This is a genomic window from Micromonospora sp. CA-248089 (assembly GCF_050948515.1).
Taxonomy (GTDB): Bacteria; Actinomycetota; Actinomycetes; order Mycobacteriales; family Micromonosporaceae; genus Micromonospora.
Window position 1 is genome coordinate 4,326,302 of record NZ_CP192016.1, and the last position, 14,654, is coordinate 4,340,955.

Annotated in this window: 10 protein-coding genes; 8 read left to right on the top strand and 2 right to left on the bottom strand. The window is 73.7% G+C overall.

Annotated elements, in window-relative coordinates; all coding sequences use genetic code 11:
• Positions 1-37: 37 nt before the first annotated feature.
• Positions 38-2,758 (bottom strand): MGH1-like glycoside hydrolase domain-containing protein, encoded by a 2,721-nt coding sequence (locus ACQP26_RS20220; RefSeq protein ID WP_433493708.1) that lies wholly within the window; start codon positions 2,756-2,758, stop codon positions 38-40.
• A 42-nt stretch (positions 2,759-2,800) separates the two neighbouring features.
• Between ACQP26_RS20220 and ACQP26_RS20225 the strand changes: the two genes are divergently transcribed.
• The 5 genes from ACQP26_RS20225 to ACQP26_RS20245 all read left to right on the top strand — a co-directional run bounded on the left by ACQP26_RS20225 (position 2,801) and on the right by ACQP26_RS20245 (position 9,790).
• Positions 2,801-4,744 (top strand): amylo-alpha-1,6-glucosidase, encoded by a 1,944-nt coding sequence (locus ACQP26_RS20225; RefSeq protein WP_433493709.1) that lies wholly within the window; start codon positions 2,801-2,803, stop codon positions 4,742-4,744.
• Between the two features lie 128 nt (positions 4,745-4,872).
• Positions 4,873-6,198 carry a glycosyltransferase family 4 protein gene (locus ACQP26_RS20230; RefSeq protein ID WP_433493710.1) on the top strand — a complete coding sequence of 442 codons (1,326 nt, stop codon included), beginning with the start codon at positions 4,873-4,875 and terminating at the stop codon, positions 6,196-6,198.
• An 80-nt stretch (positions 6,199-6,278) separates the two neighbouring features.
• Positions 6,279-7,259 carry a serine/threonine-protein kinase gene (locus ACQP26_RS20235; protein ID WP_433493711.1) on the top strand — a complete coding sequence of 327 codons (981 nt, stop codon included), beginning with the start codon at positions 6,279-6,281 and terminating at the stop codon, positions 7,257-7,259.
• Positions 7,259-8,782 (top strand): hypothetical protein, encoded by a 1,524-nt coding sequence (locus ACQP26_RS20240; protein WP_433493712.1) that lies wholly within the window; start codon positions 7,259-7,261, stop codon positions 8,780-8,782. The genes ACQP26_RS20235 and ACQP26_RS20240 overlap by 1 nt, the downstream gene beginning before the upstream one ends.
• Positions 8,783-8,980: 198 nt before the next feature.
• On the top strand, positions 8,981-9,790 hold the full coding sequence (locus ACQP26_RS20245) for a metal-dependent hydrolase (protein ID WP_073831818.1): 810 nt from the start codon (positions 8,981-8,983) through the stop codon (positions 9,788-9,790).
• A gap of 1 nt (position 9,791) precedes the next feature.
• On the opposite strand, the gene ACQP26_RS20250 is transcribed toward ACQP26_RS20245, so the two are convergent.
• Complete coding sequence (locus tag ACQP26_RS20250) at positions 9,792-10,277, bottom strand: hypothetical protein (protein WP_433493713.1); 486 nt, start codon at positions 10,275-10,277, stop codon at positions 9,792-9,794.
• Between the two features lie 384 nt (positions 10,278-10,661).
• On the opposite strand from ACQP26_RS20250, the gene ACQP26_RS20255 reads away from it, so the two are divergent.
• The 3 genes from ACQP26_RS20255 to ACQP26_RS20265 are packed head-to-tail and all read left to right on the top strand — an operon-like array spanning position 10,662 to position 14,649.
• Entirely contained in the window at positions 10,662-11,708 is a 1,047-nt protein-coding gene (locus tag ACQP26_RS20255; protein ID WP_433493714.1) for a LacI family DNA-binding transcriptional regulator, read from the top strand.
• Between the two features lie 40 nt (positions 11,709-11,748).
• The gene (locus ACQP26_RS20260) at positions 11,749-13,344 is read left to right on the top strand and encodes an FAD-dependent oxidoreductase (RefSeq protein ID WP_269705167.1); all 1,596 of its coding nucleotides are present in this window, start codon (positions 11,749-11,751) and stop codon (positions 13,342-13,344) included.
• 21 nt (positions 13,345-13,365) lie between these two features.
• A complete protein-coding gene (locus ACQP26_RS20265) occupies positions 13,366-14,649 on the top strand; it encodes an ABC transporter substrate-binding protein (RefSeq protein WP_433493715.1) in 1,284 nt (427 codons plus the stop codon).
• Positions 14,650-14,654: the final 5 nt, after the last annotated feature.

A 14,654-nucleotide genomic window follows, 5' to 3' on the forward strand; every position in this document is an offset into this window, starting at 1 on the left:
GCGCGGCGGGGCTCCCGTCGCGCCCCACGCACGCGGGTCAGCGGCGCAGCGTGAGGATCAGGTCGGCGACCAGCGCGGTCCAGCCCGTCTGGTGCCAGGCGCCCAGGCCGGCGCCGTTGTCGCCGTGGAAGTACTCCGGGAAGCAGATCAGGTCGCGCCAGTCCGGGTGGGTCTGGAACAGCTGCGCGGCGCCGTAGATCGGCCGCCGCCCCCACCCGTCGCGGGTGAACAGCGAGATCAGCCGCGCGGACAGGTCGTCGGCGATCTCGTCGAGCGTGCGCTTCACCCCGGACCGGGTCGGGTACTCGACCTGGAGGTCGTCGCCGAAGAACGCGGCGTAGTCGCGCAGCGCGCTGATCAGCAGGAAGTTAGTCGGCATCCAGATCGGGCCGCGCCAGTTGGAGTTGCCGCCGAACAGGCCGCTTGTCGACTCGGCCGGCTCGTAGCCGACGCTGAACTCCTGCCCGCCGAGCGTGACGGTGAACGGCTTGTCCAGGTGGGCCCGGGACAGCGTGCGCAGCCCGTACTCGGAGAGGAACTCGTCGGTGTCGAGCATCCGGGCCAGCAGCCGTACCACCTGGTCCGGGGCGACCATCGACAGCAGCCGCTGCTGGCGGCCGTCGGGCCCGATCCGGCGGGCGCCGATCACCTCGGCGTACTCGGGCCGGTTGGTGAGGAACCAGCGCAGCCGGGCGCCCAGCTCGGGCAGCCGCCGCATGGTCCGGGCGGTCAGCCGGGTGACGGCGGCGAGCGGCAGCAGCCCGACCACCGAGCGGACCTTCAGCGGCACCTTCGTGCCGTCGGCCAGGCGCAGCACGTCGTAGAAGAACGCGTCCTCGGCGTCCCACAGCCCCTGGTGGTACGCGGCGGCGGCGATGTACGCGAAGTGCTCGAAGAACTTGGTGGCGGTGTCCACGTACGCGCGGTCGTGCTCGGCCAGCACGATGGCCATGTCGAGCAGGTTGAGCGCGTACATGGCCATCCAGCCGGTGCCGTCGGACTGCTCCAGCGTCCCGGCCACCGGCAGCGCGGCCGAGCGGTCGAACGGGCCGACGTTGTCCAGCCCGAGGAAGCCGCCCTCGAAGACGTTGTTGCCGCCGGTGTCCTTGCGGTTGACCCACCAGGTGAAGTTGAGCAGCAGCTTGTGCATCACCCGGGCGAGGAACTCGTGGTCGCGGGAGCCGTCGATCTCGAAGACCTTCAGCGCCGCCCAGGCGTGCACCGGCGGGTTCACGTCACCGAACGCCCACTCGTACGCCGGGATCTGCCCGTTGGGGTGCAGGTACCACTCCCGTAGCAGCAGCAGGATCTGCTCCTTGGCGAAACCCGGGTCGACGCGGGCGATGGTGACGCAGTGGAAGGCCAGGTCCCAGGCCGCGTACCAGGGGTACTCCCACGGATCCGGCATGGAGATCACGTCGAAGCTGTTCATGTGCCACCAGGCGCTGTTGCGCCCGTGCCGGCGGCCGGCCGGCGGCGGCGCCGACCCGGGGTCGCCGGTCAGCCACCGCTCGACGTCGAAGTGGTAGAACTGCTTGCCCCACATCAGCCCGGCGATGGCCTGGCGCGCCACCAGCGCCTCGTCCGGCGTGGCGGCGTCCGGGATGACGCTGTCGAAGAATCGGTTCGCCTCGGCCCGGCGCGCCCAGAGCACGGCGTCGAACCCGTCGCCCAGGTCGGCCGGGGCGGGCGGCGTGGTGGCCGGGGGCGGCGCGGTCCGGGTGAGCCGCAGCCGGATCTGGCGTTGCTCGCGGGCCGGCACGTCGAGCACGTAGTGCAGCGCCCCCTTGGTGCCGGTGCGGTCCGGGTTGACGGTGGCGGCGCCGGCCACGACGTGGTCGTTGATGCCGTCCTTGGGGTACGCCGACCGCCCCGGCAGCCCCCACAGCCGCTCGGCGTTGGTCTCGTTGTCGCACAGCAGCGGCACCGGGTCGCCGTCGCCCTCCAGCAGCAGCTGACCGAGCACCCAGTGCTCACCGACGAGCCGGGCGCCAGCCCCCTCCCCGGCCGCCTCGCCGACCAGCTTCGGCATCCGGTCGGTGCCGGGCAGCCCCCACGCCCAGGTGTTGCGGAACCAGAGCGTGGGCAGCACGTGCAGGGTCTCGTCGGTGTCGGCCCGGTTCGCCACGGTGATCACCACGCACATGTCGGTCGGTGACGCCTTGGCGTAGTCGACGGTGACCGCCCAGTACCTGTCGTCGTCGAAGATGCCGGTGTCCACCAGCTCGTACTCGGTGTCGTCCCGGCCGCGCAGCGCGTTCACCGCGACCAGCTCGTCGTACGGGAAGGCGGCCTGCGGGTAGTGGTAGCGCCAGCGCATGAAGGAGTGCGTCGGGGTGCTGTCGAGGTACCACCAGTACTCCTTGACGTCCTCCCCGTGGTTGCCGCCGTCGCCGCCGAGGCCGAACATCCGCTCCTTGAGGATCGGGTCGCGCCCGTTCCACAGCGCGAGGGCGAAGCAGAACGTCTGCCGGTCGTCGCAGACGCCGGCCATGCCGTCCTCGTTCCACCGGTACGCTCGGGACCGCGCGTGGTCGTGGGGGAAGTAGTCCCACGCCGTACCGTGCTCGCTGTAGTCCTCCCGTACCGTCCCCCACGCCCGCTCGGACAGATAGGGGCCCCATGCGCGCCAGTCCTGCTCCCCGGCGTCGGCCTGGGCGAGCCGGTGCCGCTCGGGGTCGGGGGACGCGGAGGTCGACCGGTCGGTGATCACTGGCACATCTTCGACGCCACCGGGGTACTTCTCCACAGCGGCCATTGTCGCCGTGGCATGTCACACCTCGCTGGCGGTGGAGGAAAGTTGATCGACATCCGTTTCGGGCCGCAGGTCTGCGGCGAGCTGTCCACCGCCGCCGCGCGGGAATGGCTGGTCACGGACGGGCGCGGCGGGTACGCCATGGGCACCGTCGCCGGACTGCGCACCCGGCGCTACCACGGGCTGCTCGTGGTGGCCGGTGACACGCCGGCGTCCCGCAAGGTGGGACTGGTGAGCCTGGACCCGGCGGTGACGCTGCCGTCGGGGCGGCAGGTCCGCCTCGGCGCGCACGAGTGGTCCTCGGGCGTGGTCGACCCGCGCGGCTTCGAGCTGCTGGAGCACTTCGACCTGGCCGACGGGGTGCCCCGCTGGCGGTGGCGCGTCGGCGACGTGGTGATCGAGCGGGAGATCGCCATGACGTACGGCCGCTCCTGCGTGGCGGTGGTGCACCGGCTGATCTCCGGCGGCCCGGTGCGGCTGGACCTGGCCGCCGCCTGCACCTGGCGCGACGCGCACGGCGAGCGGCGCGCCGACGGCCCGGCGCCCCGGCTGGAACCGGCGGCCGGCGGCGCGGTGGTCGACGGCGCGTACCGCCTGGCCGGGCCGGACTGGACGCCGGAGGGTCAGTGGTGGCACGGGGTGCGTCACCGGACCGAGGCCGAGCGCGGCCTGCACCCGGACGAGGACCTCTGGTACGCGGGCCGGTTCACCGGCGCGCTCGACGAGCCCGGCGCGACAGTGTCGGTGCTGGCCTGGGCGGACGACCTGGCCGAGGAGCCGCCCCCGGCGACCGCGGTGGTCGAGGCGGCCCGGCGGCGCAGCCGGGCGGTGGTCGCCGCGGCGAAACCCGGCGACGCGGTCGAGGCGACGCTCGCGCTCGCCGCCGACGCCTTCGTGGTGCGCACCGCCACCGGCCCGGACGTGGTCGCCGGCTACCCCTGGTTCGGGGCCTGGTCGCGGGACACGATGATCTCCTACGAGGGCCTGTTCCTGTGCACGAACCGGGCCGACGAGGGCCGGGACCTGCTGTGGGCGTACGCGGCCACGCTGAGCGAGGGCATGCTGGCGAACACCGCCGACACCGGGCGGGTCGAGTACAACACCGTCGACGCGACGCTGTGGTTCCTGCACGCGGTGCACCGGCACGTCACCGTCACCGGCGACACCGACCTGGGCGACGAGCTGCTGCCCGCCCTTCACGGCGTGGTCGAGGCGCACGTGGCGGGCACCCGGTACGGCATCGGCGTCGACCCGGCCGACGGCCTGCTGGCCCAGGGCGGCCCGCCGGACGTGGCGCTCACCTGGATGGACGCCCGGGTGTACGGGGTGCCGGTGACCCCGCGTACCGGCAAACCGGTCGAGGTCAACGCGCTGTGGATCAACGGGCTGGCCGGGCTCGCCGAGCTGACCGAGCTGGCCGGGCGCGACGCCGCCGCGCTGCACGCCCTGCACCGCCGGGCCACCGCCGCGTTCCGGGAGCGCTTCCCCGCCCCGGCCGGCTGGCTGTACGACGTGGTGGACGCCCCGGCGCCCGCGTACCCGCTGGGCGGGGCCACGCACCACGATGACGACCTGCTGCGCCCCAACCAGCTGCTCGCCTGGTCCCTGCCGCACGCGCCGCTGGAGCCGGACGAGGCCGTGCTACGCCGCGTCACCGAGGCGCTGTTCACCCCGCTCGGCCCGCGCAGCCTCGCCCCGGACTCCCCCGGCTTCACCGGGCGGCACCGGGGCGGACCCGCCGAGCGGGACTCCGCGTACCACCAGGGCACCGTGTGGCCGTGGCTGACCGGGCCGCTGCTCGACGCGTACCGCCGGGCCGGGCTGACCACCGACGACCTGCTGGTGGGCCTGGTGGGTCACCTGGCCGAGGACGGCCTGGGCTCGGTGAGCGAGACCGCCGACGGCGCGGCACCGCACAGGGCCACCGGGTGCCCGTTCCAGGCGTGGTCGGTGGCCGAGCTGCTGCGCGCGCGGCGCACGCGCCGGTAACGCGTTACAGACCGGCAACCGGCGCGTCGCCGCCGGTTATCGACCCCTCGGCAGGATGGGTGCCGACCCCACCGGAGCGCGGCGACGCCGCCGCCGGGGTGGGGACACCACAACTCAAAGGGGGCCGCGTGTCAGCTGACGCCGAAGTGATCGACATCCAGCCCGCCCGGCGCCTGCGGGTGCTGCTGCTCTCCTGGGAGTACCCGCCGGTGCTCGTCGGTGGCCTCGGCCGCCACGTCCACGCGCTGTCCGTGGCGCTGGCCGCCGCCGGGCACGAGGTCACAGTCGTCACCCGCCACGCCGTGGGCGCTCCCCTCGAGGAGTACGCCGACGGCGTGCGCGTCGTCCGCGCCGCCGAGGACCCGGTCCGGTTCCCGCTCGCCACCGATTCGCTGCTGGCCTGGACCATGGCGTTCAACCACACGCTGACCCGGGCCGCGCTGCGCGCCGCCTCGTCCGGCTCCTACGACGTGATCCACGCCCACGACTGGCTCGTCGCGCACACTGCCGTCACGCTGGCCGAACACCTGGACGTGCCGCTGGTGACCACCATCCACGCCACCGAGGCCGGCCGGCACCAGGGCTGGCTGCCGGAGGAGATGAACCGCACCATCCACGGCGTCGAGCACTGGCTGAGCAACGCCTCCGGGCGGGTGATCGCCTGCTCCGGATACATGCGCGACCAGGTGGCCCGGCTGTTCGGCGTACCGGCCGGGCGCATCGACGTGGTCGCCAACGGCGTCGACGACCGGGCCTGGCGTGCCCGGCCGCACGCGGTCGCCTCCGCCCGGGCACGCTTCGCCGCGGGCGGGCCGCTCGTCGGGTACGCCGGCCGGCTGGTCTACGAGAAGGGCGTGCAGCACCTGGTGCACGCCGTGCCGCACCTGGCGAAGCGGCACCCGGGCCTGCGGGTGGTGATCGCCGGGGACGGGCCGTACCGCGACGAACTGGTCGACCAGGCGCGGCGGCTGCACCTCGGGGACACCGTCCGGTTCGCCGGTTTCATGGACGCCACCCAGCTTCCCGCGGTGCTCGCCGCCACCGACGCCACGGTGATCCCCAGCCTCTACGAGCCGTTCGGCATGATCGCGCTGGAGGCGGCGGCCGCCGGCGCGCCGCTCGCTGTCGCGCGTACCGGCGGGCTCGCCGAGATCGTCGAGCCCGGGGTGACCGGGGTGACGTTCCCGCACGGCGACCCGGACGCGCTGGCCGGCGCCGTCGACCGGCTGCTCGGCGACGAGGTGTTCGCCCGGCGGGTGGCGCGCAAGGCCCGGACGATGGTCAGCCGCCGGTACACCTGGTCGGCCATCGCCGCCCGGACCGCCGCCGCCTACGCCACCGCCCGCCGCGACCACGACGCGTTCCAGGCCCGCCGGGCCACCGCCCTGCTGGCCGGTGACCGGTCGCCGATCGCCGTCCCGGAGGGCAACCTGCTCGCCGGCGCGGCAAGTTAGGGGAATGACGCACTGACATGCGATAGGTACCGTCCGATCCGTTGGCTATTGTGGACCACTGACCAGCGGTGAGGAGTGCGGTGCGGGATGTAGTGATCGCGGGGCGGTACCGCCTGCTCGAACTGGTCGGCCGCGGCGGGATGGGCCAGGTCTGGCGGGCGCGCGACGAGGAGCTGCAACGCGAGGTCGCGGTGAAGCAGGTCGTGCCGCCGAACTGGCTCGCCGAGAACGAGCGGGACGAGCTGCGCGCCCGTACGCTGCGCGAGGCGCGGACGTCGGCGCGCCTCAACCACCCCAACGTGGTGCGGGTCTACGACGTGGTCCGGGTCCAGGGCGAACCCTGGCTGATCATGGAGTACGTCCCGTCCCGCTCGCTCCAGGAGATCATCGAGAACGACGGCCCGCTTCCGCCCGGGCGGGCCGCCGAGATCGGCCTGTCGGTGCTCGCCGCGCTGCGCGCCGCGCACGAAGCCGGGGTGCTGCACCGGGACGTGAAGCCCGCGAACGTGCTGCTGGCCCGGGACGGCCGCGTCCTGCTCACCGACTTCGGGCTGGCCGTGTTCGAGGGCGGCGACGGCGCGATGACCCGGCCCGGCCTGGTTCTCGGCTCCCCCCAGTACGTGGCACCGGAGCGGGCCGCCGAGGGCGTGTCCAGCGTCGAGGCGGACATGTGGTCGCTCGGCGCCACGCTGCACGCCGCGGTGGAGGGCCGCTCGCCGTACGCCCGCAGCACCGCGATGGCCACGCTCGCCGCGCTCGCCACCCGGCCGCCCGATCCGGCCCCGCACGCCGGCCCGCTGACACCGGTGCTGACCGGGCTGCTGCGCCGCGATCCGCGTACCCGCCTCGGGCACCGCGAGACGGCCCGCCTGCTCGGCGTCGCCGCGGTGTCGGAGGCCGACGCGGAGGCCGCCGGGTCCGCGGGCCGCGCCCCGCCGCGTCGTCCGACCGGCCCGCCGGCGGACGCGAGAACGACGTCGCGGCGCGGGCCGGGGCCGGTGACGAGCCGGGGCCGCCGGGCAGCCCGGCAGCGGCTCCCGGTGGCATCTACCCGGACCTGATGCCACCGGCTGCCGCCGCCCGGGCGTGGAGCCGGGCGGCGAAGCGCAGCGAATGGGCGCCGCCCACCGAGGGCGGCCGCGCGTCACCATCGGGCGACGTGGCGGACACGTCCGGCCCGGCGGGTCCCTCCGGTACGGCGTCCCGGCCGGTCCCCACCGGACGGGCGGACGCCGTCGGTCAGTCGTCCCCGGGCGGCCGTTCGGGCGCACTCCGGCACGCGGACACGGGCGACCCCTCGTCCTCGACCGGCCGTGGGCAGGCGAACCGCCGTGCGGATGCGAACAGCGGCGCGACCGTGGTCGGTGACCCGGCGGCCAACGGCTCGGGTGCGGTCGGCGGCTCGGCCGGGACCGGCTCGGGCGCTGTCGGCCGCGCGGGCGCTGTCGGCCGCGCGGCCGCGGTCGGCCGGGCCGTGCCACCCGAGCAGAGCCGGAGCGGCGAGCCGGAACGGGGCCGGGACGGTGAACCGGAACGGGGCCGAGCGGGTGCGCCGGAGCGAGGCACCGCGGGTGAACCCGGGCAGGCCGCTCCCGGCGCGACAGTGGAGCCGCCCCGGGGCGGGCCGGCCCGCCCCGGCCCGATCAGCCTCGGTCCGACGGTCCTCACCAGCTTCGTCGACCCGGGCAGCCCGGCCGGCCCCGAGTCGGCACCCCGCGCCGACGCCCTCAGCCCGGTGCACATCGTCGGCCCCGGCGCCGCGCCGGTCACCACGCCTCCCCCCGTCGCACACAGCGGGCCGGTCGACAGCGGCGCGGTGCATCCCGCCCCGCCCCGGCCCGCCGGGGTCCCCCGCCCCGCCGAGCCTCCGGTCCCGGCCGGGGGCGGAAACCCGCTGCACCGGTGGGGACTCGTCCTGGGGGCCGTGCTGCTCGCCGTGGCGACGGGTGTGGGCACCGCGCTGGCGATCACCGGTGGTCGCGACGATCCACCGCAGGGGGACCGCTCCCGCGAGGCCGTCGCACAGCCCTGGGACCGCCCGCCCGGGCCGGGGGCGCCGCCTCCGCCGTTCCCGTGCGTCCGGCCCGACGTGGCCGGCACGCCGGTCCGCAAGGGGCCGCCCCCGGACAACCCGCCGGTGGCGGTTCCCGCCGGCTGGGTCTGGCCCGCCGACACCGGCGGCTTCCGCATCGCCCTGCCTGCCGGCTGGCTGCAACTGCGCTCCGGTGACACCACCTGCTTCCAGGATCCGGCCACGCGGCGCATCCTGGGCGTCGAGCCGTACCCGGGCGGTGACCCGGTGGGCCGGCTGAAGTCGTCCGAGCGGGACCTGACCTCCGCAGGCCGGCTTCCGCAGTACGAGAAGATCCGGTTGGAGGCCGACGGACCGGGCGCGGCGTGGGAGTGCGTCTGGACCGCACCCTACGGAGAGCGGATGCGCGCGTTGCGCGTCCTGCCCGGCGAGCGGGCCGGTTGGACGCTCGGCTGGACCACGTCCGACGCCGACTGGCCGGCCGCCTCGAAGCAGTTCGCCGTCATCCGCGCGAGCCTGGGGACGGTCCGGCCCACCCGGACGGCGGGCTGAACCGGACCGTCCCATCACCGACAGTCGGCGTGGCTCCGGCCGCGCGGGCCGCCATACTCCCGGGTGGGCGCGGTACGCCCCGCGGCGCCCACGGAACCCCTTCCCCAGTGGACCGTCCGGCTGATGCCCCTCTGTCGCACGCGCTGACTACAGTGGCGTAGTTTTGTGGATCAAGATCTTCGGGAAGGGCGAGCCGAGATGATGGGACCGTCCCACGCGCTCTCGGGCGCGGCGGTGTGGCTGACCGGCTCCTGGGCGATGGCCCAGTTCGCGGACTACCACCAGACACCGCTGGCCCTGGCGGTGGGCACCGCGGTCTGCGCCGGCGGGGCGCTCTTTCCCGACCTCGACCTGTCCGGGAAGGTCACCCGCAACCAGGGCGGCGCCACCGTGGCCCGCACCTTCGGCGTGGTCAGCCTCTTCGTCGCCGAGGTGATGGAGAAGATCTCGCTCGGCGTCTACTACGCCACCAAGCTGAGCAAGGATCCGCGCCGCAACAACGGGCACCGCACACTGACCCACACCATCCCGTTCACCGTGCTCGTCGGCTGGGGCACCACCGCGCTGTGCGCCCACTACGGCAAGTGGGCGGTGGTCGGCATCCTCTTCTTCATGATCGGCCTGGCGCTGCGCGGGCTGTTCGACAGGTGGGCCGAGCGCGCCGGCTGGGTGGTGGTCACGCTGGTGTCCGCCGCCGCGGCCTGGTTCACGTTCGCCAACCTGCCCGGCGACCGGGGCTACCCGATGATCGGGCTTGCCGTCGGGGTGGGTTGTTTCGTGCACATCCTCGGCGACATGATCACCCGGGCCGGGGTGCCGATCCTGTGGCCCATCCCGATCAAACGGCGGATGTGGACGATGATCGGCCTGCCCAACAAGATCGCTCTGCGTACCGGCAGCAAGGCCGAGACGGTGGTGCTGCGCACCGCGATGACGATCCTGTCCGTGCTGGCCGCGGTGGGGCTGGTCGCGCCCTCGGTGCTGCAGCGCTTCGACATCCAGGTGTAGGTCAGCCCGCCTCGGCGGGCGCCGCCCCGGCGCCGGCCGCCCGGCGCCGGATCAGCCGGGCCGTCCACCCCACGCCGCGGGCGGTGAGCGCGTACGCCGCCGTCGGCGCGAGGGCCAGCAGCGCGCTGATCCCGGCCACCAGCGGCACCAGGTCGCCGGGCACGTCCGTGGCGACCGCCACCGCCGCGGTGTACCCGGCGGCCAGCACGACCGCGACGAGCCCGGCGTACGCGAGCGCCGGACCTGCCCGCCGCCGGCCCGCTGCCTCGCCGAGCGCGACGGCCGGCGCGAACAGCAGCGGCAGCGCGGCCACGCCGAGCAGCCCGACGATCAGCACCACCAGCGGTCCGGCCAGCGGGCCGCCCGGGTCGGCGCCGGTGACCAGCGCGTACGCCAGCAGGCCGAGGTAGCCGGCGACCGCCTCCGCGACGACGACGAGCCACGCCGCGACGGCTCCGGCGAGATGACGAGCGACAGCGGTGCCCACGTTGTCCCCTCCCCCGTGCGGACGGCGCCACGACCGTCCGATGAGAACGGTAGCGCCCGGGCGGCGGCGGGCAGAGGCCGCACCCGAATATCACTATGGGTAGGGAAGCAGGAGTCCGTCGATCGTCAGCGTGGACGATCGACGACACGCTAATGCGCATTAGCGCCGAGGCCCGCCTACTGTCGCGCGCCCGGTCGGCCCTTGTCAAGATCCCCGGCCGGACAGCCGCCAGGCGGCGACGGACACGGTTGCTAATCCGCATTACATCAGGCAGTTCATCGGGCGGAAATCTTCCGGGCACCCCTTGACAGGACGCCGGGAGAGCAGCGAGGCTCCATCCCGACCCGATCGCTAATACGCATTAGCGGAAGTGGAAGGACCGACGTGACCCCTCCCCCCAGGCGTGTCACCCAGCGTGACATCGCGCGCATGGCCGGCGTCAGCCAGGCGACCGTGTCGCTGGTGCTCAACAACCGCACCGACGCCGACGTCCGAATCGCGCCGGAGACACGGGACCGGGTGTTGCAGGTCATCGCCGAGACGGGATACGCCGCCGACCCGGCCGCCCGCCGCCTCGCCTCCGGGTTCAACCGGATCATCGGCGTCTTCACCTACGAGCCGGCCTTCCCCAGCGGCAGCCGGGACTTCTTCCACCCGTTCCTGCTCGGCATCGAGGAGTACGCCGAACGGGTCGGCTGCGACCTGCTGCTGTTCACCAGCGCCCCGGTGGTGGACGGCCGGCGGCGCATCTTCCACCAGGACAACCGGCTGCGGCTGGCCGACGGCTGCATCCTGCTCGGCCGGGAGATCGACGGCGCGGAGCTGCTCCGGCTCAACCGCGACGGGTTCCCCTACGTCGCCGTCGGACGCCGCGACGACGCCGGCGGCCCGGTGCCCTACGTCGGCGCCGACTACGCCAGCGCGGTCCACCGGCTGGCCGAGCGGGCGGTGGAGCTGGGGCACCGGCGCCTGACGTACGTGGGCATGGGCACCTCGGCCGAGTCATCGCACGACCGGCGCAGCGGTTTCCACGCCGGCGCGACCGGCGCGGACAGCGCCCGCCAGATCACCGCGACGGCGGGGACGGCCGACGCCACAGTGGACGCCCTGCGGGCCGACGGCAGCACCGTCGCCTTCGTGGAGGACTTCGCCACCGCCGTGGCGCTCGAGGCGGCCGCCCGCCGCAAGGGGCTCACGGTGCCCGGTGACCTGTCCGTCGTGACCCTCGGCGACCCGACCGTCCCGGTGCCCACCGACATCACGTTCACCGGGTTCCGCATCCCGCGCGAGGAGATGGGCCGCCAGGCCGTCGAGGTGCTGACCGGCGTCATCGACGGCAGCGCCGGCGGCCTCCAGCAACGGCTCCTGCCCTGCGAACTCGTCGAGGGCGACACCCTCGGCGTCCCTGGATCGGCGGCCGACCGGCGCTGACACGCCCGGCCGCGCAACTGGAAGGAAGCAAGTGGTACTAATGCGTGCGGACGTCCTCGTCGTCGGGGGCGGACTGGGCGGTGTCGCCGCGGCGCTGGCCGCGGCCCGTGCCGGCCGGTCCGTGATCCTGACCGAGGAGTTCGACTGGCTCGGCGGGCAGCTCACCAGCCAGGCGGTCCCGCCGGACGAGCACTCCTGGATCGAGCAGTTCGGCGCCACCGCGAGCTACCGGGAGTTGCGCGACGGCATCCGCGACTACTACCGCCGCCACTACCCGCTGACCGAGCGGTCCCGGGCGTGGACCGACCTGAACCCGGGCGCCGGCTGGGTGAGCCGGCTCTGCCACGAGCCCCGGGTCGCGGTCGCCGTCCTGGAGCAGATGCTCGCGCCGTACCGGGGGTCCGGGCGGCTGACGGTGCTGCAGCCGTACCGGCCCGTCGCGGCCGAGACCGACGGCGACCGGGTCACCGGCGTGACGCTCGTCCACCGGGACCGCGACGAGCGGATCGAGGTGGAGGCGCCGTACGTCCTGGACGCCACCGAGACCGGTGAGCTGCTGCCGCTGACCGGCACCGAGTACGTGACCGGGTTCGAGTCGCAGGCGCAGACCGGTGAGCCGAGCGCGCCCGCCGAGGCGCAGCCGCTGAACATGCAGGCGGTGTCGGTCTGCTTCGCACTCGACCACGTCGACGGCGACCACACCATCGACCGGCCCGCCGGCTACGACTTCTGGCGCGACTACAAGCCGGACTTCTGGGGCGACCGGCTGCTGTCCTGGCGGTCGCCGCACCCGCGCACGCTGGAGATCGTCGAGCGCAGCTTCACCCCCAACCCGGACGACGACCCGCTGGGCGTCAACGCCGACCAGCGGCTCAACCCGGGCGACGGCAACCTTTGGACGTTCCGGCGCATCGCCGCGCGGCGCAACTTCGTCGACGGCGCGTACGGCAGCGACATCACGCTCGTCAACTGGCCGATGATCGACTATTTCGAGGGCCCGGTCATCGACGTGCCGAACGCGTCCTGGCACCTGTCCCAGGCGCGCGAGCTGTCGTACTCCGTCCTGTACTGGCTGCAGACCGAGGCGCCCCGCCCCGACGGCGGCACCGGCTACCCGGGGCTGCGGCTGCGCGGCGACGTGACCGGCAGCCCCGACGGGCTGGCGCAGGCGCCCTACATCCGGGAGTCGCGTCGCATCCGCGCCGAGTACACGGTGGTCGAGCAGGACCTCTCCCTGGCCGTACGCGGCGAGCACGGCGCGGTGAGCTACCCCGACTCGATCGGCGTCGGCATGTACCGCATCGACCTGCACCCGTCGACCGGTGGCGACAACTACATCGACGTCGGCTCCTGCCCGTTCGAGATCCCGCTCGGCGCGCTCATCCCGCAGCGGATGGAGAACCTGCTGCCGGCCGGCAAGAACATCGGTACCACGCACATCACCAACGGCAGCTACCGACTGCACCCGGTCGAGTGGAACGTCGGTGAGGTCGCCGGCCTGCTGGCCGACTTCTGCCTTGCGCGGGGCGAGTCCCCGCGCGCGGTCCGCGGCACCCCCCGCCTGCTGGCCGAATTCACGGACCGCATCTCGGCCGCCGGCGTGGAATGCCGCTGGCCGCAGATCGCGGGCTACTGAACCCCCGGTGAGGAGAAGAAAGTGAGATACGGAAGACTGTCCGGCCTGGTCGCGGCGGCCATGACCGGTGTGCTCGCCCTGACCGCCTGCGGCGGTGGCGGCGACGCCAAGGACGACGGTCCGGCGAGCCTGCGGATGACCGTCTGGTCGGCGAACGAGGCGCACCTCAAGTTGTTCAACGAGATCGCAGACGAGTACCGCAAGAACAACCCGGACGTCGCGGAGATCAAGTTCGACCCGCTGCCGTTCGAGAACTACACCACGACGCTCACCACGCAGATCGCCGGCGGCAACGCGCCGGACCTCGCGTGGATCTTCGAGAACTCGGCGCCGGACTTCGTCGCCTCCGGCGCGCTGAGCCCGCTCGACGACACGCTGAAGAAGGCCGACGGCTACCAGTACGACGACCTGTCCCCCGCCACGCTGAAGCTCTGGCGCAACGACGGGAAGCTCTTCGCGTATCCGTTCTCGACCTCGCCGTTCGGCGTGTTCGTGAACAACGACATGCTCAAGAAGGCCGGGCAGAAGACCCCGGCCGAGCTGATCGCGGCCGGGCAGTGGACCTGGGACACCGCGCTCGCCGCGGCCGGCGCCACCGCCGCGAAGTCGGGCAAGGCCGGGCTCGTGGTCCGCGACTTCGACTACAAGGGCTGGGACAACCTGGCCACGTTCTGGACCGGCTGGGGTGCCCAGGCGTGGAGCGAGGACGGCCGCAGCTGCGGGTTCAACAGCCCGGAGATGGTCGAGGCGATGACCACGCTGCACAAGGCGATCTTCACCGGCAAGGCGCTGCCCGGTCCGGGCACGACCGCCGACTTCTTCGCCGGTGACGCCGCCATGACCGTCACCCAGATCTCCCGTGCCTCGCTGCTGAAGGAGGACGGCTTCGACTGGGACCTGGTCCCGCTGCCGGCCGGCCCGAAGGGCCCGTACGCGGTGGTCGGCCAGGCCGGCATCGGCGTGATGAAGAAGAGCCCGCACGCCGAGCAGGCCGCCGACTTCCTGGCCTTCTTCACCAACCCCACCAACTCGGCGAAGCTGGCCCAGTTCTTCCCGCCGCCGCGGCAGTCCCAGCTGACCGCCGAGACGCTTGCGAAGACGAACCCGAAGCTCAAGCCGGAGCAGCTGCAGAAGGTCGTCATCGACGGCATCACCAACGGCACGGTCAAGCCCAGCCACTCCGGGCAGGCCGAGCTGAGCCAGCAGGTGCGCGCCGCGCTCGACCCGCTGTGGAAGGCGGACGCGGACGTCAAGGGCGTACTCGACGGCGTCTGCTCCAAGATCCAGCCGCTGCTGGCGAAGTAGGCCGA

Coding starts and splice junctions, on each gene's coding strand:
- ACQP26_RS20260 (WP_269705167.1), top strand. CDS start 11,749: ATGCGTGCGGACGTCCTCGTCGTCGGGGGCGGACTGGGCGGTGTCGCC.
- ACQP26_RS20240 (WP_433493712.1), top strand. CDS start 7,259: ATGCCACCGGCTGCCGCCGCCCGGGCGTGGAGCCGGGCGGCGAAGCGC.
- ACQP26_RS20245 (WP_073831818.1), top strand. CDS start 8,981: ATGATGGGACCGTCCCACGCGCTCTCGGGCGCGGCGGTGTGGCTGACC.
- ACQP26_RS20220 (WP_433493708.1), bottom strand. CDS start 2,758: ATGGCCGCTGTGGAGAAGTACCCCGGTGGCGTCGAAGATGTGCCAGTG.